The 26641-nt window shown below is 72.8% G+C and carries 22 protein-coding genes; 9 read left to right on the top strand and 13 right to left on the bottom strand.

Annotation, left to right across the window (positions count from 1 at the left end; genetic code table 11):
* The first annotated feature begins 37 nt into the window (after positions 1-37).
* Positions 38-1003, top strand: coding sequence for a hypothetical protein (locus tag ACIPSJ_RS02050; RefSeq protein WP_401342763.1), 966 nt, complete (start codon positions 38-40; stop codon positions 1001-1003).
* Positions 1004-1017: 14 nt separating this feature from the next.
* Here the strand turns inward: ACIPSJ_RS02050 and ACIPSJ_RS02045 are convergent, their stop codons facing one another.
* From ACIPSJ_RS02045 to ACIPSJ_RS02015, 7 genes are all read right to left on the bottom strand, one after another.
* Positions 1018-1992 carry a helix-turn-helix domain-containing protein gene (locus ACIPSJ_RS02045; protein ID WP_401342761.1) on the bottom strand — a complete coding sequence of 325 codons (975 nt, stop codon included), beginning with the start codon at positions 1990-1992 and terminating at the stop codon, positions 1018-1020.
* 431 nt (positions 1993-2423) lie between these two features.
* Positions 2424-2774 carry a hypothetical protein gene (locus ACIPSJ_RS02040; RefSeq protein ID WP_359222537.1) on the bottom strand — a complete coding sequence of 117 codons (351 nt, stop codon included), beginning with the start codon at positions 2772-2774 and terminating at the stop codon, positions 2424-2426.
* Between the two features lie 231 nt (positions 2775-3005).
* Positions 3006-4085, bottom strand: a complete 1080-nt coding sequence (locus tag ACIPSJ_RS02035) for a MerR family transcriptional regulator (protein WP_401342759.1) — start codon at positions 4083-4085, stop codon at positions 3006-3008.
* Positions 4086-4262: 177 nt separating this feature from the next.
* Positions 4263-4481 (bottom strand): hypothetical protein, encoded by a 219-nt coding sequence (locus tag ACIPSJ_RS02030; protein WP_401342757.1) that lies wholly within the window; start codon positions 4479-4481, stop codon positions 4263-4265.
* Positions 4482-4652: 171 nt separating this feature from the next.
* The gene (locus tag ACIPSJ_RS02025; RefSeq protein ID WP_359222539.1) at positions 4653-5450 is read right to left on the bottom strand and encodes a sugar phosphate isomerase/epimerase family protein; all 798 of its coding nucleotides are present in this window, start codon (positions 5448-5450) and stop codon (positions 4653-4655) included.
* Positions 5451-5482: 32 nt separating this feature from the next.
* Positions 5483-6634, bottom strand: a complete 1152-nt coding sequence (locus tag ACIPSJ_RS02020; RefSeq protein ID WP_401342755.1) for a dihydrodipicolinate synthase family protein — start codon at positions 6632-6634, stop codon at positions 5483-5485.
* Positions 6631-7788 carry a Gfo/Idh/MocA family oxidoreductase gene (locus tag ACIPSJ_RS02015; RefSeq protein ID WP_359222506.1) on the bottom strand — a complete coding sequence of 386 codons (1158 nt, stop codon included), beginning with the start codon at positions 7786-7788 and terminating at the stop codon, positions 6631-6633. Before ACIPSJ_RS02015 ends, ACIPSJ_RS02020 begins: the two co-directional genes overlap by 4 nt.
* A 227-nt stretch (positions 7789-8015) precedes the next feature.
* Between ACIPSJ_RS02015 and ACIPSJ_RS02010 the strand changes: the two genes are divergently transcribed.
* Positions 8016-9062, top strand: coding sequence for a LacI family DNA-binding transcriptional regulator (locus ACIPSJ_RS02010; RefSeq protein ID WP_398944084.1), 1047 nt, complete (start codon positions 8016-8018; stop codon positions 9060-9062).
* Positions 9063-9549: 487 nt separating this feature from the next.
* Here ACIPSJ_RS02010 and ACIPSJ_RS02005 read toward each other — a convergent pair whose 3' ends face one another.
* A complete protein-coding gene (locus ACIPSJ_RS02005) occupies positions 9550-10785 on the bottom strand; it encodes an FAD-dependent monooxygenase (protein ID WP_401342752.1) in 1236 nt (411 codons plus the stop codon).
* A gap of 125 nt (positions 10786-10910) precedes the next feature.
* On the bottom strand, positions 10911-11291 hold the full coding sequence (locus tag ACIPSJ_RS02000) for a hypothetical protein (protein WP_401342750.1): 381 nt from the start codon (positions 11289-11291) through the stop codon (positions 10911-10913).
* 385 nt (positions 11292-11676) lie between these two features.
* Between ACIPSJ_RS02000 and ACIPSJ_RS01995 the strand changes: the two genes are divergently transcribed.
* Positions 11677-12612, top strand: a complete 936-nt coding sequence (locus ACIPSJ_RS01995) for a GNAT family N-acetyltransferase (RefSeq protein ID WP_401342748.1) — start codon at positions 11677-11679, stop codon at positions 12610-12612.
* 17 nt (positions 12613-12629) lie between these two features.
* Positions 12630-13430 (top strand): sugar phosphate isomerase/epimerase family protein, encoded by an 801-nt coding sequence (locus ACIPSJ_RS01990; RefSeq protein WP_359222515.1) that lies wholly within the window; start codon positions 12630-12632, stop codon positions 13428-13430.
* Between the two features lie 51 nt (positions 13431-13481).
* Here ACIPSJ_RS01990 and aroA read toward each other — a convergent pair whose 3' ends face one another.
* Entirely contained in the window at positions 13482-14732 is a 1251-nt protein-coding gene (aroA, locus tag ACIPSJ_RS01985; protein ID WP_359222517.1) for a 3-phosphoshikimate 1-carboxyvinyltransferase, read from the bottom strand.
* A 443-nt stretch (positions 14733-15175) separates the two neighbouring features.
* Between aroA and ACIPSJ_RS01980 the strand changes: the two genes are divergently transcribed.
* On the top strand, positions 15176-16969 hold the full coding sequence (locus ACIPSJ_RS01980; protein ID WP_401342745.1) for a glycoside hydrolase family 3 protein: 1794 nt from the start codon (positions 15176-15178) through the stop codon (positions 16967-16969).
* Between the two features lie 102 nt (positions 16970-17071).
* The gene (locus ACIPSJ_RS01975) at positions 17072-17692 is read left to right on the top strand and encodes a hypothetical protein (protein WP_359222521.1); all 621 of its coding nucleotides are present in this window, start codon (positions 17072-17074) and stop codon (positions 17690-17692) included.
* Position 17693: 1 nt separating this feature from the next.
* On the opposite strand, the gene ACIPSJ_RS01970 is transcribed toward ACIPSJ_RS01975, so the two are convergent.
* Positions 17694-18086 carry a hypothetical protein gene (locus ACIPSJ_RS01970; protein WP_401342743.1) on the bottom strand — a complete coding sequence of 131 codons (393 nt, stop codon included), beginning with the start codon at positions 18084-18086 and terminating at the stop codon, positions 17694-17696.
* A 114-nt stretch (positions 18087-18200) separates the two neighbouring features.
* Positions 18201-21950: an ABC transporter ATP-binding protein gene (locus tag ACIPSJ_RS01965; protein ID WP_401342741.1), complete on the bottom strand. Its 3750-nt coding sequence runs from the start codon at positions 21948-21950 to the stop codon at positions 18201-18203.
* A 287-nt stretch (positions 21951-22237) separates the two neighbouring features.
* Here ACIPSJ_RS01965 and ACIPSJ_RS01960 point away from each other — a divergent pair, with 287 nt between their 5' ends.
* Positions 22238-23950 (top strand): MOSC domain-containing protein, encoded by a 1713-nt coding sequence (locus ACIPSJ_RS01960; RefSeq protein WP_401342739.1) that lies wholly within the window; start codon positions 22238-22240, stop codon positions 23948-23950.
* An 8-nt stretch (positions 23951-23958) separates the two neighbouring features.
* Here the strand turns inward: ACIPSJ_RS01960 and ACIPSJ_RS01955 are convergent, their stop codons facing one another.
* Complete coding sequence (locus ACIPSJ_RS01955) at positions 23959-24453, bottom strand: hypothetical protein (RefSeq protein ID WP_401342737.1); 495 nt, start codon at positions 24451-24453, stop codon at positions 23959-23961.
* Positions 24454-24574: 121 nt separating this feature from the next.
* Between ACIPSJ_RS01955 and ACIPSJ_RS01950 the strand changes: the two genes are divergently transcribed.
* Both ACIPSJ_RS01950 and ACIPSJ_RS01945 read left to right on the top strand, forming a co-directional pair.
* Complete coding sequence (locus ACIPSJ_RS01950) at positions 24575-25423, top strand: serine hydrolase (RefSeq protein WP_401342735.1); 849 nt, start codon at positions 24575-24577, stop codon at positions 25421-25423.
* 77 nt (positions 25424-25500) lie between these two features.
* Positions 25501-26526 (top strand): esterase-like activity of phytase family protein, encoded by a 1026-nt coding sequence (locus tag ACIPSJ_RS01945; protein WP_401342733.1) that lies wholly within the window; start codon positions 25501-25503, stop codon positions 26524-26526.
* Positions 26527-26641: the final 115 nt, after the last annotated feature.

The raw sequence follows: 26641 nt of genomic DNA, 5'->3' as shown, positions 1-26641 counted from the left end.
GGGAACGCTCCGGCCACCCGATGACGGGCGATCACCCATGACAGAGCTCTCGCGCCGCCGTACCGGGCGCCCACCGTCCCGCCTGCTGCCCCTGCTGATCCTCGCCGTGAGCCTGGTCTGTGCCGCCGCGACCGCGTGCACCGGACCGAGCACGGCCGCATCCGCCGAGGCTGCGCCGGCGGCGCGGGAGTCCGGTCACGCCGCCACCGTCCTCACCTCGGACGCCGACGCCCTGCGCCAGCGCTGGCAGCTCTTCGGCGCCCTGCAGATCCTCACCCAGCGCTGCATGCGCGACCGGGGACTGCGCTACCTGGTCACGAGCGCGGGCCCGCGGCCGCCCGCCGGGGCGACCACGGCCGACTCCGTCGGCTCCCGCTCGGCCCCCGGCTACGGCGTCTCCACGGCGCTCGGCCGGATGAACGACGGCCCCACGGCCCAGGACCGCTACGTCCGCTCCCTGCCCACCGCCGCGCAGACCCGTTACACGGCCGTCCTCGACGGCCCCGCCGACCAGGTGGCGGCGCTGACCCTGCCCAGCGGGTCGAGCGGGACCTACACCACGGGCGGCTGCCTGGCCCGGGCGCGGGCCGGACTGTACGGCACCGTACGGGCCGCCCTGGAGGACACCCTCGTACCGCAGGACGTCGACCAGTTGCTCGAGCGGTACCTGGCCACCGCCCCCGCCTATCAGAAGGCCCTGAAGCGGTGGCAGCGCTGCATGGCCGGCACCGGCCGGACCGCGAAGACCCCCGCCGCGCTGATCCAGTCGCTGCAGGCCGAGGCCGTCAAGGGGGCGAGCGCCGCGGAACTGGCGCGTGGGCAGCGTGCCACCGCGGCGGCCGATCAGCGCTGCGACGCGGCGAGCGGCCTGCGCCGTACGGGCGCCGCACAGCGCGACGCGTTCCTGCGCGACCAGCCCGCGCGCACCCGGGCCCGTCTGGAGGAGGTCTGGCACAGCCGGCAGCGGGCCCTGGCCCGGGCGGCGGCCCTGCACCGCGCATGAGACTCGCCGGACGGTCACGCCCGCGGTCGGAGCAGGGCGGCACCCAGGGGGGTGAGCGTGTGCAGCACGGTGTTGTGGTGGCGTCGGCTGACGACCAGGCCGGCGTCGCGCAGCACGGTGGTGTGATGGGTGGCCGTCGGCACCGACACCCCCAGGAACCGGGCCAGTTCCGAGGTGGTCGCGCCCAGCGCCAGGGACCGCAGCGCGGCCGCCCGGGTCCGGCCGAGCAGGGCGACGAGCGAGGCGTCGGGCGGGCGGCCGGGGGCGGCGCGACGGTCGCCCTGCACGGGGTAGACCAGGAGCGGCCCGAGGGTCTCGTCGGCCAGGGAGACCGGCGACTGCCAGCAGAAGTACGAGGGGACCAGGCGCAGTCCGCGGCCCGCGAGGTGCAGGTCGCGGTCCTCGACGTAGTCGACGTGCAGGACCGGTGGATGCCAGCGGATCGCGGGCGACAGGCAGGCGAGCAGTCCGTCGAGTCCCGTCGCGAGGGCGTCCCGGCCGCGCAGGGCGCGCTCCGCGGCGACCATGGCGTGAATACGGCTCTCGTGCGGTGCGATGACCGCTTCGTGGTAGGCGCGCAGGAGTCCGGCCAGTTCCTCCCGGGCCTCTCGTTCCACCAGCCGGGGTGCCCAACCGGGAGCGCCGGTGACCCTGTCCAGCATCCGGATCTCCAGGGCGACCCGGGCGGGCGGGGTGTCCACGACCGCCGTGAGCCCGCGGTCCAGGCCGTCGGCGGCCTCGGGCGGGGTGAGGAAGTCGGGCATGTAGCGGGCCCGGGGCAGCACCGGGACCAGCAGCCTGCGGACGGCCACGCCGAGCGGGGAGCCGGCGAGGGTGGCCCGGGTCTCGCGGTACCAGTCGGCGTACGCCCAGCGGCCCCGTGAGGTCTGTAACCGGTGCAGGCTGCAGGCGATCTCCCAGAGCGGGTCGGGGGCGCTCGCCACCCGGACCCGGGCCAGATCCTGAGACGTGAAGTGGATACGCAGCACGAGAAGCGCCCCCCGAGTCGAACAGCCGTCCCGCCCAGAGAGCAGCCTGCGCCACCCCGACTGTCAGGGACAACTCAAGAACCGGTCGCACCGGCGCCCGCACACGCCTCCCGGACATGCTTCGAGGGGGCCCGATCCGTCGATCGAACCCCCTCGGCTTTCCCCTCCGTATCAGAACCCCCGCGATCCCCCCGGATCCCCCTCCGAAAGTCCTGATGCCAAGTACGACCGGCAAGGTGGGGAGAGGGTTGTACGCCCGTCCAAGATTTTTCCGCGGCCGCCGGACGCCCCTGCGCGCGCGTCGGCGTGAGCGCGTCAATTAACGACAATCTAAGGAAACGGCAAAGACAGGCGGCCCATAGGTTCCCTAGGCTCCACGGAGCCTGCCCCACCCCGGATCGGACGGGGTGGGGCAGGCTCTCAGGGCTGCTTCAGCGAACCGTGACGGACACGTTCTTGGAGACGGCGCTGCCGTCCTTGACGCGCAGGACCTCCACGCCCTTCTTGTCGAACTTGTCGTCGAGCTTGTACGCGCCCTTGGCGACCTTCGCCGTCGCGGGCAGCGACACCCACTTCTTGCCGTCCTTCACCTGAAGGGTCACCTTGCTGCCGTCCTTGAGCCCGTCCACCTTGCCGGCGAAGGTGACGACATCGCCCAGCTTGACGGTGGTGGCGCTCGCCTTGACGGTGATCGAGGGAGCCGGAGCCGGGGCGGCGACAGCGGCGGTGGCACCGGCGGCGACGAGCGCGGCAGAAGCCACGGCAACAGCGGCGATACGCATGTTCACAGGAATCTCCTTGAATTCGAATTGCCTTTTCCAACCGCAATCCCGGGCCATTTGCTCGCCCTTGCGGCTGACTCGAACTCTATAGACACGACCAGGTGGGATGCGGTTCCAGCGGATTGAATAAATCACCAACTGACAGGTGAGCCACAGCAAATAGCCAAGACGGCCGGACCTGAACAGGGAATATAAAAAAGACCTGTGTGAAGAAGTCCTCACACCGTGCCGTCAGTCCTCCAGCCGGACCGGCATCAGGAGCGAGAAGGCGCCCTCGTCGTCGGGCCGGCGGATCACGATCGGCGCCGTGGGCGCGCCGAACTCCAGAACCAGTCGGTCACGGGCCCCGGCGGCCAGCGCGGCCAGCAGGAAGTCACGGTTGACGGCGACGCGGTTCGGGTCCTCGTGGCCATCGGCTTCGTCGACATCGGCGCAGAGGGTCACCCCGCCGCCCGCCACCCTGAGCACGCTCAGATCAGGCGCCCCGGCCTCCGCGGAGCGGACAGGACCGGTCTCCAGAGCGTGCCGGAAGGCCGACACCTCGACGACGGTGCGGCGGCCGTCGGTCCGGGGCAGAAGACGGCGGTAGTCGGGGAAGTCGTGGTCGAGGCAGCGGCCGGCCGCCTGCCGGTCTCCGCCCTCCAGCGTCACCCGGTCACCGTCGACGGAGAGCCCCACGGCCCCCTCGCCGTCCAGCAGCGCACGCATCGCGTCCACGAGCGGCGTGGGCACGACGACCTGCACCCGGCCCCCGTCGTGCCCGGCGACACCGGCCCGCGCGAACGCCATTCGGTACCGGTCGGTGGCCACGGCACGAAGGCTCTCGCCCTCGATGTCGAACAGAACCCCGCCGAGCATCGGCAGCTCGGGATCGGTGCTCGCCGCGAAACGAACCGCGTCCAGCGCGGCCGCCAGCTCCGGCGCGGCGACGGACAGGCGGGCGGAGGCAGTACGGAGCGAGGTCATGACATTCTCCCGGTGATCGAGTAGTGCGCGGAGCGCGGAGAACTCGCCGCGGGCGTCGGACAGCCCCTGTTCGAGACGGCGCAGGTGCGCCTTGAGCAGTTCCCGGACCAGATCGGTGTCCGCGCCGGACCAACTGGCCAGCACCAGCCGGATGTCCGCCAGCGGCATCCCGGCCCGGCGCAGGCGGGCCAGCAGCCGGGCCTCCTCCAGCTGCCCGGGCTCGTACCAGCGGTATCCGCTCACCGGATCCACCCAGGCCGGGACCAGCACACCGGCACGGTCGTAGAACCGCAGGGCGCTCACGCCCAGGCCGCTGTCGCGGGCCAGCTCCCCGATACTGCGCATGTCGTTCTCCACACCCCGCACTCTGGGCCCTGCACAAGGTCGAGGGTCAACCCGGCAACCGCGCACCCCTGCTCTCGGCGAGGAGTCCGGCCGCGTGGTCGAGCGGCTCGCCCGCCATGCCGAGGTGCGTGCTCTCGATCCCGTCGGCGGGCCGGGAGACGTGAGCCGACGCCCCGCTCAGCGGTTCAGGTCCATGACCCCGACGCCGAGTCCTTCGTACGGCTCCGGTGCCACGGAGGCGGTCAGGCCGCCCATGGGGAGCGTCTCGTTCGGCCGCGCGGCGTGCACGGCGGCGGAGGCACCGAAGTCGACGCCCGCGCCCCGCAGTTCGGCGACGGTGACCGCCATGGAGCAGTCGTCGACGACGAGATGGAGTACGTCGACCAGCACGCCCACGTGGTCGACGATCCCGGCGCGTTGGCGCTCCGCCTCCAGGAGACAGAGGGTGGGGATGTCGAGGACGTAGTGCTCGGTCCAGCTCAGGGGTTCGGCCCCGTGCCGGCCGAGGCGGCACGGTGTGCGGCGGCGGCCGGAGAGCAGGTTCGCTTCTTCGGCCGCCGCGCCGGACTACGCCGTGTGGGTCAGGAAGCGTTCCGCCGTCTCCGCGAGTACCTCGCGGCCGTCCCTCGCCCACAGGCCGTCGTTGAAGAGTTCGACCTCGATGGGGCCGGTGTAGCCGGCGGCCTCCACGTAGCCCTTCCATTCGCGCATGTCGATCGCGCCGTCGCCGATCTGGCCGCGGCCGTTGAGGACGCCCTCGGGCAACGGGGTGGTCCAGTCGGCGAGTTGGAAGGTGTGGATGCGGTTGCCGGCGCCGGCACGGGCGATCTGCGCGGGGGCCTGGTCGTCCCACCAGATGTGGTACGTGTCGACGGTGACGCCGACCTGATGGGCGGGGAAGCGTTCCGCGAGGTCCAGGGCCTGGGTGAGGGTGGAGACCACGCAGCGGTCGGCGGCGTACATGGGGTGGAGGGGCTCGATGGCCAGGCGTACGCCGTGCTGCTCGGCGTAGGGGCCCAGTTCGGCGAGGGCGTCCGCGATGCGTTCGCGGGCGCCGTGCAGGTCCTTGGAGCCGGCCGGCAGGCCGCCCGAGACCAGGACGAGGGTGTCCGTGCCGAGGGTCGCGGCCTCCTCGATCGCGCGCCGGTTGTCGGCGAGTGCGGCGGCGCGTTCGGCGGGGTCGATCGCCGTGAAGAAGCCGCCCCGGCAGAGGGTGGTGACGGTCAGGCCGGCCTCGCGCAGCAGTTTGGCGGTCGCGTCGACGCCGTACGTCTGGACCGGCTCGCGCCAGAGGCCGACGCCCGGGACGCCCAGGTCCAGGCAGGCGTCGGCCAGTTCGGGCAGGGAGAGCTGCTTGACGGTCATCTGGTTGATCGAGAAGCGGGAGAGGTCGCCGGTCACTGGCTGACTCCGTACAGGGCGAGCAGGGTCTTCATCCGTTCCTCGGCGAGCTTGGGGTCCGGGAACAGGCCCAGACCGTCGGCGAGTTCGTAGGCGCGGGCGAAGTGCGGCAGGGAGCGGGCCGACTGGAGCCCGCCGACCATGGTGAAGTGTGCCTGGTGGCCCGCGAGCCAGGCCAGGAACACCACGCCGGTCTTGTAGAAGCGGGTGGGGGTCTGGAAGAGGTGGCGGGAGAGTTCGACGGTGGGGTCGAGGAGGGCGCGGAAGCCCGCCGTGTCGCCCGTGTCGAGGATCCGGACCGCCTGGGCCGCCAGCGGGCCCAGCGGGTCGAAGATGCCGAGCAGGGCGTGGCTGAAGCCCTGCGCGTCGCCCGCGATCAGCTCGGGGTAGTTGAAGTCGTCGCCGGTGTAGCAGCGGACGCCCTGCGGGAGGCGGCGGCGCAGGTCGATCTCGCGCTGGGCGTCGAGCAGGGAGACCTTGATGCCGTCGACCTTGTCGGGGTGGGCGGCGATGACGTCCAGGAAGACGTCGGTGGCCGCGTCGAGGTCGGTGGAGCCCCAGTAGCCCTCCAGGGCCGGGTCGAACATCGGGCCGAGCCAGTGCAGGACGACCGGTTCGGTGGCCTGGCGGAGCAGGTGGCCGTAGACGTCGAGGTAGTCCTCGGGGCCCGCGGCGGTGGCCGCGAGGGCGCGGGAGGCCATCAGGATGGCCTGGGCACCGGACTCCTCGACGAGCGCGAGCTGCTCCTCGTAGGCGGCCCGGATCTCGGCGAGGGTGCCGCCGGTGATCTGGTCGGTGCCGACGCCGCAGGCGATCCGGCCGCCGACCGCCTTGGCCTCGGCGGCGCTGCGGCGGATCAGCTCGGCGGCGCCCGCCCAGTCCAGGCCCATGCCGCGCTGGGCGGTGTCCATCGCCTCGGCGACGCCGAGCCCGTGCGACCACAGGTGGCGGCGGAAGGCGAGGGTGGCGTCCCAGTCGACGGCGGCGGGCGAGTCGGGGGACACGTCGGCGAACGGGTCGGCGACGACGTGCGCCGCCGAGAAGACCGTACGGGAGGTGAGGGGGGTGCCGGTGGTGACGGCGAGCGGCTCGGTGCGGGGTTCGTAGGTCCGCAGGGTGCCGCCCGCCGAGGGGAGCTGGATGGTCACAGCGCGATCTCCGGTACGTCGATGCGGCGGCCCTCGGTGGAGGACTTCAGGCCCAGCTCGGCGAGCTGTACGCCGCGGGCGCCGGCCAGCAGGTCCCACTGGTAGGGGGCGTCGGCGTAGACGTGCTTGAGGAACAGCTCCCACTGGGCCTTGAAGCCGTTGTCGAACTCGCCGTTGTCCGGGATCTCCTGCCACTGGTCGCGGAAGGCGTAGGTGGCCGGGATGTCCGGGTTCCAGACCGGCATGGGGGTCGCGCTGCGGTGCTGGACTCGGCAGTTGCGCAGGCCGGCGACCGCTGAGCCTTCGGTGCCGTCCACCTGGAACTCGACGAGTTCGTCGCGGTTGACGCGGACCGCCCAGGAGGAGTTGATCTGGGCGATGGCGCCGCCGTCGAGTTCGAAGATGCCGTAGGCGGCGTCGTCGGCGGTGGCGTCGTAGGGCTTGCCGTTCTCGTCCCAGCGCTGCGGGATGTGGGTGGCGGTGAGGGCCTGGACGGACTTCACCCGGCCGAACAGCTCGTGCAGGACGTACTCCCAGTGCGGGAACATGTCGACGACGATGCCGCCGCCGTCCTCGGCGCGGTAGTTCCAGGAGGGGCGCTGGGCGGGCTGCCAGTCGCCCTCGAAGACCCAGTAGCCGAACTCGCCGCGGACGGAGAGGATGCGGCCGAAGAAGCCGCCGTCGATGAGCCGCTTCAGCTTGAGCAGGCCGGGCAGGAAGATCTTGTCCTGGACGACGCCGTGCTTGATGCCCTTGGCGTGCGCGAGCCGGGCGAGTTCCAGGGCGCCGTCGAGGCCGGTCGCGGTGGGCTTCTCGGTGTAGATGTGCTTCCCGGCGGCGATGGCCTGCTTGAGGGCCTCCTCGCGGGCGGAGGTGACCTGGGCGTCGAAGTAGATGTCGATGGTGGGGTCGGCGAGGACCGCCGAGAGGTCGGTGGCGATGTGCTCGCCGGACAGTCCGTGCCGGTCGGCGATCTCGCGGAGCGCGTGCTCGCGGCGGCCGACGAGGACCGGTTCCGGCCACAGCACGGTGCCGTCGCCGAGGTCGAGACCGCCCTGCTCGCGCAGGGCGAGGATCGAGCGGACGAGGTGCTGGCGGTAGCCCATGCGTCCGGTCACACCGTTCATGGCGATCCGCACCGTCTTGCGTGTCACGTGTTTCCCTTCGTCCGCGTGCGTCTCAGCAACGCAGCAAGCGCTTTCTATACAGTCTGAAGCTAGCCTTTCACCACTGGTCTGTACAAGACCGTGATGGGGTCGAGTTGTTCGAGGGGGCGAACAACAGGAGTGAATGGCCTTATGGTCTGCTCGGCAAGGGGGCTTCCTTTGATCAGGCTGTGTACGAAGACGTACGACGAGATGCGCGACCGGAGGACGACGAGATGACGGTGACCCTGGCGGACGTGGCGGCCCGCGCCCAGGTCTCGCCCGCGACGGTGTCGCGCGTACTGAACGGCAACTACCCGGTGGCGGCGACCACGCGGGAACGGGTGCTGCGAGCGGTGGACGAGCTGGACTACGTCCTCAACGGTCCCGCGAGCGCGCTCGCGGCGGCGACCTCCGATCTGGTCGGCATCCTCGTCAACGACATCGCCGACCCGTTCTTCGGCATCATGGCAAGCGCCATCCAGGCCGAGATCGGCGGGCCCGGCGGACGGGCGGGCGGCGAGCGGCTGGCGGTGGTCTGCAACACCGGGGGCTCGCCGGAGCGGGAGCTGACGTATCTGACCCTGCTGCAGCGGCAGCGGGCGGCGGCGGTGATCCTGACCGGCGGGGCCATGGAGAACGCGCCGCACGCGGCGGCGGTGGCGGCGAAGCTGCGCAAGCTGGCGGACGCGGGGACGAGGGTGGTGCTGTGCGGGCGGCCGCCGGCGCCGGACACCGACGCGGTGGCGCTGACCTTCGACAACCGCGGCGGCGGGCGGGAGCTGACCGAGCACCTCATCGGGCTCGGCCACCGGCGGCTCGGCTACATCGCCGGCCCCGAGGAGCGCACGACCACCCGGCACCGCCTGGAGGGCCACCGGGCCGCGCTCGCCGACGCGGGCATCGAGGAGGACCCGCGCTGGACCGTGCACGGCCGCTACGACCGGCGGGCGGGGTACGAGGCCACGCTGGAGCTGCTGCGCCGGGACCCGACGCTCACCGCGGTGGTCGCCGCGAACGACTCCGTCGCGCTGGGCGCCTGCGCCGCGCTCCGCGAGTCGGGCCTGCGCATCCCCGCGGACGTGTCCGTGGCCGGCTTCGACGACCTGCCCTTCAGCATCGACGCGGTGCCGTCCCTGACGACGGTGCGGCTGCCGCTGGCGGAGGCGGGGGCGCGGGCCGGCCGCATCGCCATGGGCCGCGAGGAGCCACCGCCGGGAGGCATCGCGACGGTACGCGGCGAGTTGATGGTGCGGGGGTCCTCGGGTGTACCCCGTACCTGACCCCCACCAGCGGTACCGACTCGAACACCGGGGACGCGGCTCAGGTGCCCCCGACCACCCACTCCGGCCCGCACACCGCCGCTACGGCCCACTCCCGCCGTAGCCGCACCGAAAGCGGCCCGCACGGCCCGTTTCCCGACGCGGCGCGAGCAGCCGGCGCCTGCGCCGCTCCCAGCCACGGGCGGGGCAGCCGGCACCGCCGGTCTCCGCCGCAGGGGAAGGCGTCGGTGCCGCCGGTTTCCGCCGTGGCGGAATCGGTGGCACCGCACCGTGCGCCGCCCGGACCGCGCACTCCGCCGCAGGGGAAGACGACAGCAACTGCCGCGCTCCCGCCGTGACGGAGGCCGTCCGCGCGGTCCGATGCAGCCGCGGGGCGAGCCGCCCGTGGCTGCCCTGCTCCCCGGTCGTGCCGGGAACCCGTCGGTGGCTGCCCCACCGCAGCGGAACCCCGTCGGTTGCCTGCCCCGCCCCGTCGCGGTGGAGACCGTCAGTGGCCGGGCTGTGGGGAGTGGGTCAGGAGGGGTAGGGGGGCGGCGCCGCGTCTGCGGTCCTGGTACCAGCGGGTGCCGGTGTCGTAGGCGCGGCGGGCTCGGCGTACGGGTTTGAGCTGGGTGGCGAGGTGGGTCTGGTAGCGCCAGGGGGGCTGGTGGCCCTGGCGGACGGCCATGGCGTAGGCGAAGTCGACGGGGCCGCGGTCGAGGTAGTCGTCGAGCTGCTCGAACCAGGCCATGCTGGTGCGGGCGGCCGCCTGGACGGGGTGGAGTTCGGTGCGGCGGCGCTTGTCGTACTCGCGCAGCGCGATCCGCGGGTCCGGGAAGCCTTTCAGCGCCTCGGCCAGGATGATCCCGTCGATCATGGCGAGCCGGGTGCCGGAGCCGAGCGTGAAGTGGGTGGTGTGGGCGGCGTCGCCGGCGAGGACGACCGGCCGCCCGGGGTCGCTGCCGTCGACCCAAGTCCGGTTGGCGAGGTGGGTGAAGCGCTGCCACTTCGCGGGTGCGCCGCGCGACTTGCTGATCAGGGAGTGGCCGTCGAGGGCGCGGTGGAAGATCTTCTCCAGCAGGGGTACGGCGTCCTCCTCGTCGAGCGTGTCGAGGCCGAGGCCCTGCCAGGTCTGCGGGGAGCACTCCACGATGCAGGTGCTGACCCCCTTGAACGAGGGGTAGGCGTGGAACCAGATCCAGCCCGCGTCGGTCTGCTCGAAGGCGAAGACGAAGCTGTCGAACTGCCGGTCGGTGGCGAGCCAGATGAAGGGGTTGCGGCCGGTCTGTGTGATCGGCCCGAACTGCTCGGCGCGGCTCTGCCGGATCCTGCTGTTCGCGCCGTCGGCCGCCAGGATCAGGTCGGCGTCGGGCAGGTCGGCGGGGTCGGCGAGCCGTTCCCCGTGCCGTACGTCCACGCCGAGGGAGCGGGCGCGCCGGGTGAGGATGTCGAGGAGGGCCGCGCGGCCCATGCTGTAGCCGAAGCCGCCGAAGTACGCGGTGCCGTCGTGGCGGTTGCCGTGCAGACGGATCTCCTGCTGCTGCCAGAGCACCGAGCCGGCGCTCACCGCGCGTGCGCTCTCGGGGTCGTTGCGGTGCAGGATGTCGAGCAGGTCGCTCCAGTAGACGACGCCCCAGCCATAGGTGGCCTCGGGCGGGTCCGCCTCCAGCACGATGATCTCGTGTCCGGCGTCCCGCAGCTTCGCCGAGATCGAGAAGTACAGTCCGGCCGGGCCTCCGCCCACGCACACGATCCTCATCCGGTCACCGCCTCCGCGAGGGGTTCTGATGCATGGGTCCGGGTGCCCGAGGGGTCGGGCACCCGGATCCACCTTTTGCTGTCAGGGAGCGTCACACGCTGTGGCCTGGCTCAGTCTCCCCAGCCACCTCCGCCCCAGCCACCGTCGTCGCCGCCCCAGCCGCCGCCACCGTAGTGGCCGCCGCCCCAGCCGTAATCGTCGCCCCAGCCGCCGTAGCCGCCGCCTCCCCAGCCGCCGCCTCCCCAGCCGCCGTGGCCGCCGCCGCCCCAGCCGCCGCCTCCGTGGCCGCCGCCGTAGCCGCCGCCACCGTGACCGCCGCCGCCTCCGCCGTGGCCGCCGCCGCCTCCGCCGTGGCCGCCGCCACCGCCACCGTTGTCCTGGTAGGAGACAACGTGGTCAGGCGCGGACTGGTTGGCCGCACTGGCGACTCCGGCTCCGGCAGCGAGTGCCAGGATGGGTGCCGAAATCGCAGCGATGGCAACCCTCTTCATCCGTGTGGTGTGCGCGCGCATTTTTCGCCCCTCTCCGAGGGTGTGGTTGTGTTACGGCGGCCGCGCAGTGGCCGCTCCGCGTGCGCTCCAGAGCCTGCGCGCAGCTCTGAGCGCGTCCGCCGCCCTCGATGCCGGTTCTCCGCACCGCACGGGTTTTCTCCGGCGGACCACGTCACATCCGAAGTTGAAACGGACATAAGTGACGTTCGTGTATAAACCTACGGCGCTGGCGCGACGAAGTCAAAAGCAGGACCAGGCCCAGGCAAAAAGAACAAGTAAAGCCTGCGGAGCCGCCGTTCGGGCCGATGACTTCCGGCCGGACGGGGTGCCGGGATAGCCTCGGAGCCACGGTATCTCTGACTCAGTCAACCATCGGGGCCCAGCCATGACCGTCCAGGACATCCGCGCCTTCAACCGCTTCTACACCAACCTCATCGGCGCCCTCGACTACGGCCGCCACCTCTACGCCCCGTACACCCTCACCGAGGCCCGGGTGCTGTACGAGCTCGCGCACTCCGCGGAGACCGACGCGGCCGACCTGCGGGCCGATCTCGCACTGGACGCCGGGTACTTGAGCCGGATCCTCAACAAGTTCGAGGAGGCCGGACTGATCGAGCGCTCGGCCTCGGAGAAGGACCCCCGGCGCCGGCGCGTCTCCCTCACCCCGGACGGCCGGACCGCCGCCGAGCTGCTCGACGAGCGGGCCCGGGACTCGGTCGGCACGCTGCTGGGCGCCGTCGACCCCGGCGAGCGGGCCCGCCTCGCCGAGGCCATGCGCACCATCCGCACGCTCCTCGGCGACGGACACGCCCCCGGCGACGCCGGCGAGGTCGTGCTGCGCGAGCCGCGCCCCGGCGACCTGGGCTGGATCGTGCAGCGCAACGCCGCCCTGTACACCTCCGAGTACGGCTGGAACGCCGACTACGAGGGCCTGGTCGCCCGGATCGTCGCCGACTACGCCGAGGACCACGACCCGCACCTGGAGCGCACCTGGATCGCCGAGTGGGCGGGGCGGCCGGTGGGCTGCGTGATGTGCGTACGGGACGACGCCCCCGGCACCGCGCGGCTGCGGCTGCTGCTGGTCGAGCCGGAGGCCCGCGGGCTCGGTATCGGCGACCGGCTGGTCTCCGCCGTGATCGCGTTCGCGCGCGGGGTCGGCTACCGCGACCTGGTCCTGTGGACCAACGACATCCTGTCCTCCGCCCGCCACATCTACCAGCGGCACGGTTTCGTCCTCACCGCCGAGAAACCGCACCGCTCCTTCGGCAAGGACCTGGTCGGCCAGGACTGGCGGCTGGACCTGCACGGAACCGGTGAGTGAGAAGTAGGTTGGTGGGCATGAGGTTCGCCTTCTCCACCCTCGGGGTTCCCGGTCTGCCGGTGCCGGACGTGCTGGCGCTCGCCACCGCCCACGGCTACCACGGCGTCGAGCTGCGCGCCCATCCCGAAGAGCCCGTCCATCCCGGTCTCGGCCCGGCCGCGCGGGCCGAGGTGGCCGCCGAGTTCAAGGCGGCCGGGGTGGAGGTGCTGGGCGTCGCCGGGTACGCGCGCCTCGCGGCCCCCGGCGAGGACGGCCCGGTGCTCGACGAGACGCGCGGGCTCCTCCAGCTCGCGCACGACCTGGGCGCGTCCTTCGTCCGGGTCTTCCCCGGCGCCGACCCGGCGCTGCCCGTCGCCGAGTCCGACGCGATCGCCGCCCGGCGGCTCGGCACCGTCGCCGAGGACGCCTCCGCCCTCGGCGTACGGGTCCTGCTGGAGACCCACGACTCGCACCGCACCGGCGCCGACGCGATCCGCGTCCTCGGCCCGGTCGGCCACCGCATGGCCGGCTCGCTCTGGGACGTCATGCACACCTGGCTGGGCGGCGAGCAGCCCACCGAGACCTACGCGGCCCTCGCACCGCACCTCGGCTACGTCCAGGTCAAGGACATCGCCTCGGCCGACGACACCACCCCGCTCCCGCTCGGCGCCGGCATCCTGCCGCTCTCCGACTGCGTCGAGATCCTCTCCCGCCACGGCTGGGACGGCTGGCTGTGCTGGGAGTACGAGAAACGCTGGTACGAGGCGGCCGCCCCGCTCCCCGGACTGCTGTCGGCGGGCCGCGACCACCTGGCCCGGCTGCTCAACGAGTCGGCGTAGCGCCGCGCGGAGCCGGCCCGGCGAGCGGACCGGCTCACCCTACGGACCCGCTCACCCGCCGTCGGACGAGATGCCCCACCCGGCGGCCAGCTCCGCGAACGCCTCGTGGAAGCCGGGGAAGGTCTTCTTCACGCACCCCGGGTCGTCGAAGGAGATCCCCGGTGCGCGCAGGCCGGTCACCGCGAACGACATGACGATGCGGTGGTCGCCGAAGGTCTTGATCTCGGCGGGGGCGGGGGTGCCGGGGCGGATCTCGATCCAGTCGTCGCCCGTGCCGACCCCGACACCCAGCCGGCGCAGGTTCTCCGCGCAGGCGTCGAGCCGGTCGCACTCCTTCACCCGGGTGTTGGCGACGTCCTCGATCCGGACGGGTCCGTCGGCGAAGGGAGCGATGGCCGCGAGGGTGGGCATGGTGTCGGAGACGTCCCGCATGTTGACGGTCAGGCCCCGCAGGCCGCCGGTGCCGCGGACGGTCGTCCGGTCCGCCCCGACCGCCACCTCCGCGCCCATCCGCCGCAGCACGTCCACGAACCGCAGGTCGCCCTGGAGCGCGCCCTGTCCGAGCCCCGGGACGGTGACCTCACGGCCCGTCACGGCCGCCGCGGCGAAGAAGTAGCTCGCGGTGGAGGCGTCGGGTTCGATCGCGTAGGTCGTCGCCCGGTAGCCGCCGGGCGGGACGACGAAGGTGTCCCCCTCCCGGGTCACCTCCACCCCGAACGACCGCATCATCGCGAGTGTGATCTCCACGTACGGCGCGGAGACCAGGTCCGTCACCCGGATCCGCAGGCCCCTGCGGGTGAGCGGGCCGAGCAGCAGCAGCGCGGTGAGGTACTGCGAGGACTGCCCGGCGTCGAGGGTGACGTCACCGCCCCCGACGCCGGCCGCCTCGATGCGCAGCGGGTGGTGTCCCTCCGCGCCCTCGTGGCGCAGGTCGACCCCGAGGTCGCGCAGGGCGCGGGTGAGCGGGGCGAGGGGGCGGCGGCGCATCTGCTCGGAGGCGTCGAAGCGGTAGCTGCCGTGGCCGGCCGCGGCGAGGGTGGGCAGGAAGCGGGCGGTGGTGGCGCCGTCGCGGCAGTAGACGTCGGCGGCGGGCAGGGCGGGGCCCTGCGGGCGGCCGTCCACCTGCCAGGTGTCCGGGGTGCGGCCGACGCGGTAGCCGAGCCGGACCAGGCCCTCGGCGAAGCCCTCGGTGTCGTCGGAGCGGAGGGGGCGCAGGAGGGTGGTGACGCCGTCGGCGGCGGCCGCGAGGAAGAGGGCGCGGGCGGTGACGGACTTGGAGCCGGGGATGTCGACGAGGGGCATCCGCCCATGATCGCCGGTTGGGGGTTTCCGGTGCGGGAGGTTTCACAAGGTGGAACGGGTCGTTCGTCGGGTGCGGGCCGGTGGGGGTTGATCGCGCAGTTCCCCGCGCCCCTGACGGGGCGCTTTCCCCCAAGCCCCTTGAAACCCACCGCCCCCGACTTCCGGAACCCGGGAACCCCGTCCCCTGTCCGTCCGTCCAACTCGCAGGCTGTCGGAAGAGTCTCCGTGGTGCGGTGTCGGCCCTCGCCGCTGGCCGCGATCGCCGACCTACCCTCTCCGCCGCACCACGGCCGCCGGCCCGCCGCCATCGACGTGCCCCCCTCCAATGCGCCGATGGCGGCCCCTTTCCGGTTACCGTGCAGTCCCTTGACGGAAAGAAACTTCCCGGATAGTGGTGCTTCACGGAAGTTTCCTTCAGCGGTACTCCACCGGAAGGAGCGCACGTGCCCTCCAGACGCACCCTCCTGGCCGCGACCGCGGGTGTCACCGCGGGACTGGCCGTCGGCGCCAGTGCGTATGCCCTCGGCTCCGACGACAAGAAGCTCCGCTCGCTGATCTCCCGGATGACGCTTGAGGAGAAGGTCGGGCAGCTGTTCGTGATGCGGGTCTACGGTCATTCGGCGACCGATCCGGACCAGGTGGACATCGACGCCAATGTCGAGGAGATCGGGGTCAGGACCGCCGCCGAGCTGGTCGCGAAGTACCGGGTCGGCGGGATCATCTACTTCACGTGGACGCACAACACCCGGGATCCGCGGCAGGTCGCCGAGTTGTCGAACGGGATCCAGCGGGCCTCGCTGGCGCAGCCGCGGGGTCTGCCGGTGCTCATCGCCACCGACCAGGAGCACGGCGCCGTCTGCCGGATCGGCAAGCCCGCCACCCTCTTCCCGGGCGCGATGGCGATCGGGGCGGGCGGCTCGGCGGCCGACGCCCGCACCCTCGGCCGCATCTCGGGCGCGGAGTTGCGCGCGATGGGCGTCCGGCAGGACTACTCGCCCGACGCCGATGTCAACGTGAACCCGGCCAACCCCATCATCGGCGTACGGTCCTTCGGCGCCGACCCGGACGCCGTCGGGGCGCTGGTCGCCGCCGAGGTGGCGGGGTATCAGGCGGCCGGGGTGGCCGCCACGGCCAAGCACTTCCCGGGGCACGGCGACACCGCCGTGGACAGCCACACCGGCTTCCCGGTGATCACGCACAGCCGGGAGCTGTGGGAGAAGCTGGACGCGGTCCCGTTCCGGGCGGCGGTCAAGGCGGGCATCGACTCGATCATGACCGCGCACCTCCAGTTCCCGGCACTGGACGACTCCGGCGACCCGGCCACCCTGTCCCATCCCGTCCTCACCGGCATCCTGCGGGGCGAACTCGGCTACGACGGGGTCGTGGTGACCGACTCGCTGGGCATGGAGGGCGTCCGCACGAAGTACGGCGACGACCGGGTGCCCGTGCTCGCCCTCAAGGCCGGGGTCGACCAGCTCCTCAACCCGCCCACCCTGGACGTCGCCTGGAACGCCGTCCTGAAGGCCGTACAGGGCGGGGAACTGACGGAGTCCCGGCTCGATGAATCGATCCTTCGGATCCTGCGGCTGAAGTCGCGGCTGGGGCTGCTCGACCGGCCGTACGTGAACACGAAGGACGTCGGCCGGGTGGTGGGCACGGCCCGGCATCTCGCCGCCGCCGACCGGATCGCCGAGCGCACCACCACCCTGCTGGTCAACGAGGGCGGCCTGCTCCCCCTCTCCCACGCCACGCACGGCAGGTTGCTGGTCGTCGGCGCCGACCCGGCCTCCCCGTCCGGTACGACGGGCCCGCCCACCGGTGTGCTCGCCACCGCCCTCACCGAACTCGGCTTCACCGCCAAAGCGTTGTCCACCGGCACGGCGCCCTCGGCGGCGACCGTCGACCAGGCGGTCGCGGCGGCGCGGGACGCGGACGCGGTGGTCGTCGGGACGTACAACGTCACGGCGGGCGGCGAGCAGCAGCGGCTGGTGGAGCGGCTGGTGGCGACCGGCAGGCCGGTGGTGGCCGTGGCGGTCCGCAATCCGTACGATGTCGCCCAACTGCCCACCGTGAAGGCCGTCTTGGCGTCCTACTCGTGGACCGACGTCGAACTGCGGGCCGCGGCCCGGGTGATCGCCGGCCGGGTGGCACCGCGGGGCAGGCTGCCGGTTCCGGTGCAGCGGGCGGACGATCCGGCGCAGGTGCTGTATCCGATCGGCCACGGGCTGACGTACTAGACGTACGCAGCGGAACCGGGCGTAACACCTCCAACAGGCGGAAAGCCTCCCACACGGCTGGCGTGGGCCCTGCTCGCGGGCCACGCTGGCAGGGGGGTCGGTATGCGCGGGAGACGATGGGCGGGGGTACTGGTGGCGCTGGCCGTCGCCCTGCCGGCGGCCGGGTGCCGGTCGTCCTCGTCCGGGACCCCGGCGGGCAGCGCGCGGTCCACGGCGAGCGGCCCGGTGTCCGGGTACGGCGCGCGGTTCCTCGCGGTCGGCGAGTGCAGTTCGTTCGGGACCGCCAGCTTCACCGAGGTGCCCTGCACCAGCGAGCGGGCGGCGGCCCGGGTCGTCGCCCGGTACGACGGGACGGTCGCCGACGGGCCGCCGTGCCCGGCCACCACCGACTTCGTGCTGCACATCAGCGCCCAGCGCGCGAGCGGCGACGAGGACGGCGACGGAACGATCCCGCAGGGCTACGCCTGTATGCGCAACCTGGAACCGCCGCACCCCGGGGACCCCGGCGGGGGCGGCGGACCGCGCACCGTCGTCGGCGACTGCGTCTACGGCTCGGGCCACGGCCAGGTCCGGGAGACCGCCTGCGACGGCTCGGGCAAACGCGCCCCGCAGTACGAGGTGGTGGCGGCGGTGACCGCGCGGGCCCTGTGCCCGGAGTCCACCGCGCTCTACGTCCAGCTCGGCGGCGAACGGCCGGTCGGCTGCGCCCGCCGGCTGCGCTAGCTCAGCACAGGATCCAGCCCGAACTCACCGAGCTGCGGCCCACCGCGCCCTTCACCCACACGCACCGGTGTCCGGCGTGCACGGTCACCGGGCCCGCGCGGTGGCGGTACTTGCCCTCGTCGACCACCGGGCGGTTGCCGCGGGCCTGGACGCTGACGGACATGACGCGCTTGGAACCGGTGCTCTTGGGGAGGGTGATGGCGCAGACGTAGCCGCCCTGCCGGTAGATGTGCACGGTGCCGGTGGCGAAGGGCAGGGTCCGTACCTCGCGTCCGGCGCAGCCCGCCGCGGTCACGGCCTGGGCCTGGGCCGGTGCCACGAGGGCGAGCGCCCCGGAGGCGGCCAGCACCGCCACGCCGAGCGCCAGCCGCCGCCGTATCGCACCACTGTCCACAGTCGTCCCCTCCCGTACCGCAGCTGTGCACCCGCCATGACCGTACTGAGGTACGGACGCACGACGTATGCCGGATGGTTGCACGACCGTCAGACAGGCGTTCGGGCGGGCGGCTCAGCGGGCCGCGCCCACCGGCTCCTCCGGTTCCCCGGCCTGGCCGATGAAGGTACGCCACAGCGCGGCGTACCGGCCGTCGCGGGCCAGCAGCGCGTCGTGGGTGCCGTCCTCGACGACCCGGCCGTGGTCCATGACGACCACCCGGTCGGCACGGGCGGCGGTGGTCAGGCGGTGCGCGACGACGAGCGTCGTACGACGGCCGGCCAGCCGGTCGGTGGCCAGGTTGACCTGGGCCTCCGTCGCCAGGTCCAGGGCCGCCGTCGCCTCGTCGAGGAGCAGCACGTCGGGGTCGACGAGTTCGGCGCGGGCCAGCGCGATCAACTGCCGTTGCCCCGCCGAGAGGTTGCGGCCGCGCTCGGCCACCTCGTGGAGGTAGCCGCCGTCGAGGGTGGCGATCATCTCGTGGGCGCCGACCGTGCGGGCCGCCGCCTCCACCTGGGCGTCGGTGGCCTCGGGCCGCCCGTAGGCGATGGCGTCCCGGACGGTGCCCGGGAAGAGGTAGGCCTCCTGCGGGACGACGCCGAGCCGGTGCCGGTACGAGGTGAGGTCGAGGGCGCGCAGATCGGTGCCGTCGACCGTGACCCGGCCGCCCGTCGGGTCGTAGAACCGCGCGACCAGCTTGACCAGGGTCGACTTGCCGGCACCGGTCTCGCCGACGAAGGCGACGGTCTGCCCGGCGGGGATCGTCAGCTCGATGCCGCCCAGGGCCTCCTCCGCCTCGTCGCCGGAGCCGTACGCGAAGTGCACGTCCTCGAAGGCGATCTCGCCGCGCAGGGACGGGACCTCGCGGGGCTGTGCGGCCGCCTCCGTGGACGTCGGCTCGCGCAGGAGTTCCTGGATGCGGCCGAGGGAGACGGTCGCCTGCTGGTAGCCGTCGAAGACCTGGGAGAGCTGCTGGACGGGCGCGAAGAACAGGTCGATGTAGAGGAGGTAGGCGACCAGCGCGCCGGTGGTGAGGGTGGCCGCCTCGACCCGGTGGGCGCCCGCCATCAGCACGCTCGCCGCGGCCACCGAGGAGAGCAGCTGGACGAACGGGAAGTAGACCGATATCAGCCACTGGCCCCGGATGCGCGCCTGGCGGTAGCTCTCGCTGCGCTCCGCGAAGCGCCGGGAGCCGTCGCCCTCGCGGCGGAACGCCTGCACGATCCTGAGGCCCGCCACCGACTCCTGGAGGTCGGCGTTGACCACCGACACCCGTTCCCGGGCGAGTTCGTACGCCTTCACGCTCGCCCGGCGGAAGAAGAAGGTCGCGATGACCAGCGGGGGCAGGGTGGCGAAGACGACGAGCGCGAGCTGTACGTCGATCGCCAGCAGGACGACCATGATGCCGAAGAAGGTGACGACCGAGACGAAGGCGGTGACCAGCCCGGTCTGCAGGAACGTCGACAGGGCGTCGACGTCCGTCGTCATCCGGGTCATGATCCGGCCGGTCAGCTCCCGCTCGTAGTAGTCGAGTCCGAGCCGCTGGAGCTGGGCGAAGATCTTCAGCCGGAGGGAGTAGAGGACGCGTTCGCCGGTGCGGCCGGTCATCCGGGTCTCGCCGATCTGGGCCGACCACTGGACGAGCACCGCGAGCAGCCCCAGCAGCGCGGCCGCCCAGACCGCGCCGAGCGCCATCTTCGTGACGCCCTGGTCGATGCCGTGCCGGATCAGCACGGGCAGGAGCAGGCCCATGCCGGCGTCCACGGCGACCAGGCCGAGGCTGACCAGGAGGGGCAGCCCGAAGCCGCGCAGCAGACGGCGCAGACCGTAGGAGTCCTCGGGGCGCACCGCGCCGGCCTCGTCGATGTCGGGGACGTCGGTGGCCGGGGGCAGCGCGTCGACCTGGGCGAGGAGTTCGGGGGTGGCCGGGGTGCCGGCGAGGGCGGGGTCCCGGGGCGTGCGGTCACCGGTCCACAGCCGCGGGGTCACACCGCGCTCGGCGTCGAACTCGGCGTCCAGTTCGTCCCGGACGGACGTGTCCTCCCGCGGCGCGAGAGGGACGGAGTGCCCCGGGGAGACCCCGCCGAGCTCGTCGGGGTCGGTGAGCAGCCGCCGGTACAGGGCGGAGCGTTCCTGGAGTTCGTCGTGGGTGCCGATGTCGGCGAGCCGGCCGCCGTCGAGGACGGCGATGCGGTCGGCGAGGTTGAGGGTGGAGCGGCGGTGCGCGATGAGGAGGGTCGTCCGGCCCCGCATCACCTGGCCGAGCGCCTCGTGGATCTCGTGCTCCACGCGGGCGTCGACCGCCGAGGTCGCGTCGTCGAGGACGAGGAGACGGGGGTCGGTGAGCAGGGCGCGGGCGAGGGCGACGCGCTGGCGCTGGCCGCCGGAGAGGGTGAGGCCCTGCTCGCCGACCTTGGTGTCGTAGCCCTCGGGGAGTTCGGCGATGAACCGGTCGGCCTGGGCGGCGCGGGCGGCGGCGAGGACCTCGTCGTCGGTCGCGCCGGGACGGCCGTAGGCGATGTTGGCGCGGACCGTGTCGGAGAAGAGGAAGGAGTCCTCGGGGACCAGGCCGATCGCGGCCCGCAGGGAGTCCAGGGTGAGCTCGCGGACGTCGTGGCCGCCGACCAGGACGGCGCCGTGGGTGACGTCGTAGAAGCGGGGCAGCAGGAGCGAGACCGTGGACTTGCCGGAGCCGGAGGAGCCGACGACGGCGAGGGTCTCGCCCGGTCGGATCTCGAAGCTGAGCCCGCTCAGGACCGGGCGCTCATGGTCGTAGCCGAACGACACGTCGTCGAACTCGACGGTCGCGGGCGCGTCGGCGGGCAGGGTCTTCGTGCCCTCCTGCATGGTCGGCCGGGTGTCGATCAGCTCCAGGACGCGCTCGGTGCCGGCGCGGGCCTGCTGGCCGACGGTGAGGACCACGGCGAGCATCCGGACCGGGCCGACCAGCTGGGCGAGGTAGGAGGAGAAGGCGACGAAGGTGCCCAGCGTGATGTGACCGCGGACGGCCAGCCAACCGCCGAGCGCCAGCATGGCGACCTGGCCGAGGGCGGGCACGGCCTGCAGGGCCGGGGTGAACCTGCTGTTCAGCCGGATCGTCCGCAGCCGCCCGGCGAACAGCTTCCGCCCGACCTCCCGCAGCTTCCCGGTCTCCTGCTCCTCCTGCCCGAAGCCCTTGACCACCCGCACCCCGCTCACGGCGCCGTCGACCACGCCGGCCACGGCGGCGGCCTGGGCCTGGGCGTACCAGGTGGCGGGGTGGAGCTTGCTGCGGCTGCGCTTGGCGATCCAGTACAGGGCCGGGGCGACGGCGAGGGCGACCAGGGTGAGCGGCGGCGACAGCCAGGCCATGATCCCGAGGGAGATCAGGAAGAGGAGGACGTTGCCGATGGTCATCGGCAGCATGAAGAGCAGGCCCTGGATCAGCTGGAGGTCGCTGGTGGCCCGCCCGACCACCTGCCCGGTGGACAGCTCGTCCTGCCGCCGCCCGTCGAGCCGGGTCAGGGTGTCGTACATCTCGGTCCGCAGGTCGTGCTGGACGTCGAGGGCGAGGCGGCCGCCGTAGTAGCGGCGGACGTAGGTGGACACGTACACGAGCAGGGCCGCGCCGATCAGGGCGCCGGCCCAGGGCCCCATGGCCCGGCTGTGGTCGCCGATCACGTCGTCGATGATCACTTTGGTGATCAGCGGTACGACGGCCAGCACGGCCATGCCGGCCAGCGAGGACCCCAGCGCGAGCACGACGTCCCGGGGATGCCGCCACGCGTACCCCGCCAGCCTGCGCGCCCAGCCCTGCTGCTCCCGCTCCCCCTGTTGCGCTGCCACGCGGATGCCCTCCGTTCGCCCTGCTCTTCCGCATGGCCACAACACGAAAGGAACCGGATTTCATCCCTCCGCAACAAATCGGCGGGGTGAGGCGGGCGGGGCCGAGGGCGCCTCGCACGGTGAGACGGCGATCGAGCGGGGGATTGTTCATCGCGCTCTGTCAGCGTTCGGTGACAGGGAAGTCCGGCGGCAAGGGAAAGCCTCTCTCCGTTCGCGGAATCCCGGCGGGGGCAGCAGGATGCGTGCTCAGGGGATCGTGGTGGGGCCGGCCACCGCAGGAGGTCCGCATGGCGAGGTTGCTGTCCGTCAACGTCGGACTGCCCCAGGACGTCTCCTGGCAGGGCAGGACCGTCCGCACCGGGGCGTGGAAGTCCCCCGTGCCCGGCAGCCGCATGGTGCGGCGGCTGAACGTCGACGGGGACGGCCAGGGCGACCTGGCCGGGCACGGCGGCGAGATCCGGGCCGTCCTCGTGTACCAGCTGGACTCCTACCGGTACTGGCGGAAGCAGCTCGGCCGCGACGACCTGGACTTCGGGATGTTCGGGGAGAACTTCACCGTCGACGGCCTGCCCGACGACGAGGTGTGCATCGGCGACCGGTACCGCATCGGGGAGGCCGAGTTCGAGGTGACCCAGCCCCGCGTCACCTGCTACCGCGTCGGCATGCGCCTGGGCGAGCCCGCGATGGCCTCGCTCCTGGTCGCCCACCACCGGCCGGGCTTCTACCTGCGGGTGATCACCGAGGGCCGGGTGCAGGCCGGTGACGGGATCACCCGCACCCGCAGGGGCCCGGGAGAACTCAGCGTCGCCGACACCGACGCGCTGCTCTACCTGCCCGGCCGCGACCCCGCGAAGCTGCGCACCGCCCTGCGCGTCCCCGCCCTCAGCCCCGGCTGGCAGCAGTCCTTCCGGGAACTCGCCGCCGCCGGGCAGCCGGGTCCCGAGCCGGGGCCGCCGGGGTTCCGGCCGCTGCGGGTGGCCCGCGTCGTCCCCGAGACCGCCGACGTCTCCTCCGTCCATCTCGGCACCGCCGACGGCACGGCGCTGCCCGAGGGCCGCCCCGGCCAGTACCTCTCCCTCCGCCTGGCCGTCGACGGCACCGACCGCGCCGTACGCAGCTACTCCCTGTCCGCGACGCCCGCGGACGGCACCTACCGCATCAGCGTCAAGCGCGAGCCGCACGGGAAGGTCAGCGGCTACATCCACGCCCGGCTCCGCGCCGGGGACCTCGTGGAGGCGGCCGGCCCGCGCGGAACGTTCGTGCTCGAAGAGGGTGCCGGTCCGGTCGTCCTGCTCTCCGCGGGCATCGGTGTCACTCCCGTGCTCGCCATGCTCCACCGGCTGGCGGCCGTACGGGACCCGCGCCCCGTCTGGTGGATCCACACCGCCCACGACCGCGCCCACCACGCCTTCGCGGACGAGGCCCACGCCCTGCTGGCGCACCTCCCCCACGCCCGCGAGCACATCCACTACACCGCGCAGACACCGCTGCCCGGCGACGCCCGCGTCACCCGGGGCCGCCCGACCGCCGCCTCGCTCACCGCCCTGGGCGTCCCCGCCGACGCCGACGCCTACCTCTGCGGACCGACCGCCTTCATGGACGACCTCTCCGGTCACCTGCGCGAACTCGGCCTGCGCCCCGAGCGGATCCGCACGGAGCGGTTCGGCGCGCTCGCCGCCGTCAACCCGGGCGTCACCGGCACCGCCCCGGTACGCCCGCACCAGCCGGCCGGCCCGCAGGGCACCGGCCCCCTCGTCACCTTCACCCGCACCGGCGTCACCACCCCGTGGTCACCCGCCCGCGGCTCGCTCCTCGAACTCGCCGAAGCCTGCGACGTCCCCACCCGCTGGTCCTGCCGCACCGGCGTCTGCCACACCTGCGTGACGCCCGTGCTGACCGGCGACGTCACCTACACCGCCCCGCCCCTCGAACTCCCCGAGCCCGGCACGGCGTTGATCTGCTGCTCGACACCGGCGACCGAGGTCGTCCTCGATCTCTGAGCCCGGCACTAGGAGTCCGACCGGCCGGACGCGTCCTGGTGCCCGACGGCGATCGCCCAGCGCACGCCCGCCGACGCGGTCACGCTCACCGTGCCCCGGGTGGGGTCGCGCCTCAGGTCCGCGACGTTGTAGGTGCTGGTGACCTCGCCGTCGGCGCACGCGAGCGGGAAGCTCAGCCCCACCGCGCGGACCGCGACGGTCAGCCGGCCCTTGCCCTCGCATGCCACGTCGACCGACAGCGCGCCGCTGCCGATGTCGCCCTTGATGTCCAGCTCCCGGCTCCCGGTGACGTTCGCGGCCTGCGCGACGACGTCCTCCCCGCCCAGCGGCGGCACCTCGGTGACGGACCCGGAGGACGGTGTCTCCGTCACGGCGGCCGACGCCTTCGGCGGGGCGGCGGCCCGTGGGACGGCCGGACGGCCGCCGGTGCAGCCGACGGCGAGCGAGACGACGGACAGGACGGACAACGACATCGCGGCCGCGCGGCCACCGGCTCTCCCCATGCGGTGACCTTATGCCGGGGCCGTGGCGGAGGAGAAGGCTCCGCCGCCATAGGGCAAACGACTCGTCAAGAACACCTCACCTCGTACAACCTTTCGTGCGAACTCCCGAGTCATTCCGGGCATGACTCACCGGATACCCAGACGCGCCAGAGTGCTGGCGGCGGTCGTCGGCGGGGCCACGCTCGCCATGGGCATGGCCGCCGCGCCCGCCTCGGCCGCCGCGCCCGCGGTCAGTTGTACGTCCGCGAAGGCGGGCCTGGCCACGAAGCTGAAGAAGGACATCACGGCCGCGATCGCGAACCGCAGGGGGACCATCGCCGTCGGCCTGTACGACCGTTCGACGAAGACGACCTGCACGCTCCGCTCCACCACGCACTACGACTCGGCCAGCACCGTCAAGGTGACCGTCCTGGCCACGCTGTTGTGGGACGCGAAGAAGCACAACCGCTACCTCACCACCACCGAGCAGACGCTCGCCAAGGCCATGATCACCAAGTCGGACAACGACGCGACGACCAAGCTGTGGAAGCAGCTGGGCCTGACGAAGATCAAGGGCTTCCTGAGCGCCGCCGGGATGACGCAGACGACTCCCGGTGCGAACGGCTACTGGGGCCTGACCCAGATCGACGTGCACGACGAGCAGAAGCTGCTGGCGCTCGTCACCGCCAAGAACACGGTGCTCAGCGACAATGCACGGGCCTACATCCTGAAGCTGATGGGGCAGGTCGTCTCGTCCCAGCGCTGGGGCACCCCCTACGGCGTCCCGTCCGGGGTCTCGGTGCACGTCAAGAACGGCTGGCTGCAGCGCTCCACGCACGGCTGGCGGGTGCACAGCCTCGGCACCTTCAAGGGCGGCGGCCACGACTACCAGATGACCGTGCTCACCCACGACAACAGCACGATGCAGTACGGGATCACCACCATCCAGGCCGTCGCGAAGGTCATCCACAAGGACCTCGCGGCCTCCTGAGGCGACGGCCGGAAATCGACCCTGTCCTTCACGGGGCGGTCTCCAGGCCGTCACCGCGGCGTCCTACGGTGACGGCCATGCGCCTGCGAACCGTACTCGCCACCGTCACCGCCGGCCTGGCGGCGGCCACCTGTCTGTCCGCCGCCGGGCCCGCCAACGCCACGACGAACCACGCCTGTTCGACGTCCGTCTCCCTCGACGGCTTCTCCGACGCCCTCGACAAGACGACCTTCGGCGGCTACTTCGTCGGCAACCTGTCCGCGCTCGCCGTGGACAAGGACGGCTCCCTGGCCGCCCTCGCCGACCGGTCCTACCTGTTCGACCTGGACGCGAGGACGCTCGCGCCGAAGTCGGTCGTCGGGCTCGCCGACGAGAAGGGCGCCGCGCTCGACTCCGAGGGCCTGGTGGTGGACCGGGACGGGACCCGGCTCGTCACCTCCGAGACCGAGCCGTCGATCCGCCGCTACTCGGCGGACGGCAAGATCCTGGACCGCCTCCCGGTGCCGTCCTCGCTGCTGGTCTCCCCCGCCGGGCGGGCCACCTCCAACCAGACCTTCGAGGGCCTGACCCTGCTGAACGGCGGTCACACCCTGCTGGCCTCCATGGAGTACGCCATCGCCGGGGACACCGCCGGGATCGTGCGCTTCCAGACCTGGCAGCGCACGAAGGACAACCACTTCAGGCTGTCGGCCCAGTACGCCTACCGCACCGACGACCCGATCCTCGGCGTCCCCGAGGTGCAGGCGCTGCCCGACGGCCGGCTGCTCGTCCTGGAGCGCGGTTTCACCTCCGGCGTCGGCAACACCGTCCGCCTCTTCCTCGCCGACCCGCGGCACGCCACGGACACCAGCGGCATCGAGAACCTGACGGGGCAGCAGGGCGTCCGCCTGATCAGGAAGACGCTCCTCACGGACATCGCGAGCTGCCCGTCGCTGGGCGCCACGGCCAAGCAGCCGCAGCCCAACCCGCTCCTCGACAACATCGAGGGCATGGTCGTCACCGGCCACGACAAGGGCGGCTACAAGGTCCTCCTGGTCAGCGACGACAACCAGAACGCCGCCCAGACGACCCGCTTCTACCGGCTGTCGGTCCGCGTGCGCTGACCCGCCGGCACACCACCGGGGGGGGGGGGGGGGGGGGGGGGGGGGGGGGGGGGGGGGGGGCCGGGGGGGCGCCCGGGGGGGGGGGGGCCCCGCGGCCACGCGGCGAGCCGGCGGG

The organism is Streptomyces sp. NPDC090088 (assembly GCF_044747345.1).
Classification (GTDB): domain Bacteria; phylum Actinomycetota; class Actinomycetes; order Streptomycetales; family Streptomycetaceae; genus Streptomyces.
Note: the sequence above shows the minus strand (reverse complement) of the source record. Positions and strands in the feature narration are given on the sequence as shown.

Coding starts and splice junctions, on each gene's coding strand:
- aroA (WP_359222517.1), bottom strand. CDS start 14,732: ATGCCCCTCGTCGACATCCCCGGCTCCAAGTCCGTCACCGCCCGCGCC.
- ACIPSJ_RS02035 (WP_401342759.1), bottom strand. CDS start 4,085: ATGCGCAGTATCGGGGAGCTGGCCCGCGACAGCGGCCTGGGCGTGAGC.
- ACIPSJ_RS02000 (WP_401342750.1), bottom strand. CDS start 11,291: ATGAAGAGGGTTGCCATCGCTGCGATTTCGGCACCCATCCTGGCACTC.
- ACIPSJ_RS02050 (WP_401342763.1), top strand. CDS start 38: ATGACAGAGCTCTCGCGCCGCCGTACCGGGCGCCCACCGTCCCGCCTG.
- ACIPSJ_RS01995 (WP_401342748.1), top strand. CDS start 11,677: ATGACCGTCCAGGACATCCGCGCCTTCAACCGCTTCTACACCAACCTC.
- ACIPSJ_RS02025 (WP_359222539.1), bottom strand. CDS start 5,450: ATGACCGTCAAGCAGCTCTCCCTGCCCGAACTGGCCGACGCCTGCCTG.
- ACIPSJ_RS01975 (WP_359222521.1), top strand. CDS start 17,072: ATGCGCGGGAGACGATGGGCGGGGGTACTGGTGGCGCTGGCCGTCGCC.
- ACIPSJ_RS01990 (WP_359222515.1), top strand. CDS start 12,630: ATGAGGTTCGCCTTCTCCACCCTCGGGGTTCCCGGTCTGCCGGTGCCG.
- ACIPSJ_RS01955 (WP_401342737.1), bottom strand. CDS start 24,453: ATGGGGAGAGCCGGTGGCCGCGCGGCCGCGATGTCGTTGTCCGTCCTG.
- ACIPSJ_RS01950 (WP_401342735.1), top strand. CDS start 24,575: ATGACTCACCGGATACCCAGACGCGCCAGAGTGCTGGCGGCGGTCGTC.
- ACIPSJ_RS01960 (WP_401342739.1), top strand. CDS start 22,238: ATGGCGAGGTTGCTGTCCGTCAACGTCGGACTGCCCCAGGACGTCTCC.
- ACIPSJ_RS01945 (WP_401342733.1), top strand. CDS start 25,501: ATGCGCCTGCGAACCGTACTCGCCACCGTCACCGCCGGCCTGGCGGCG.
- ACIPSJ_RS02010 (WP_398944084.1), top strand. CDS start 8,016: ATGACGGTGACCCTGGCGGACGTGGCGGCCCGCGCCCAGGTCTCGCCC.
- ACIPSJ_RS02040 (WP_359222537.1), bottom strand. CDS start 2,774: ATGCGTATCGCCGCTGTTGCCGTGGCTTCTGCCGCGCTCGTCGCCGCC.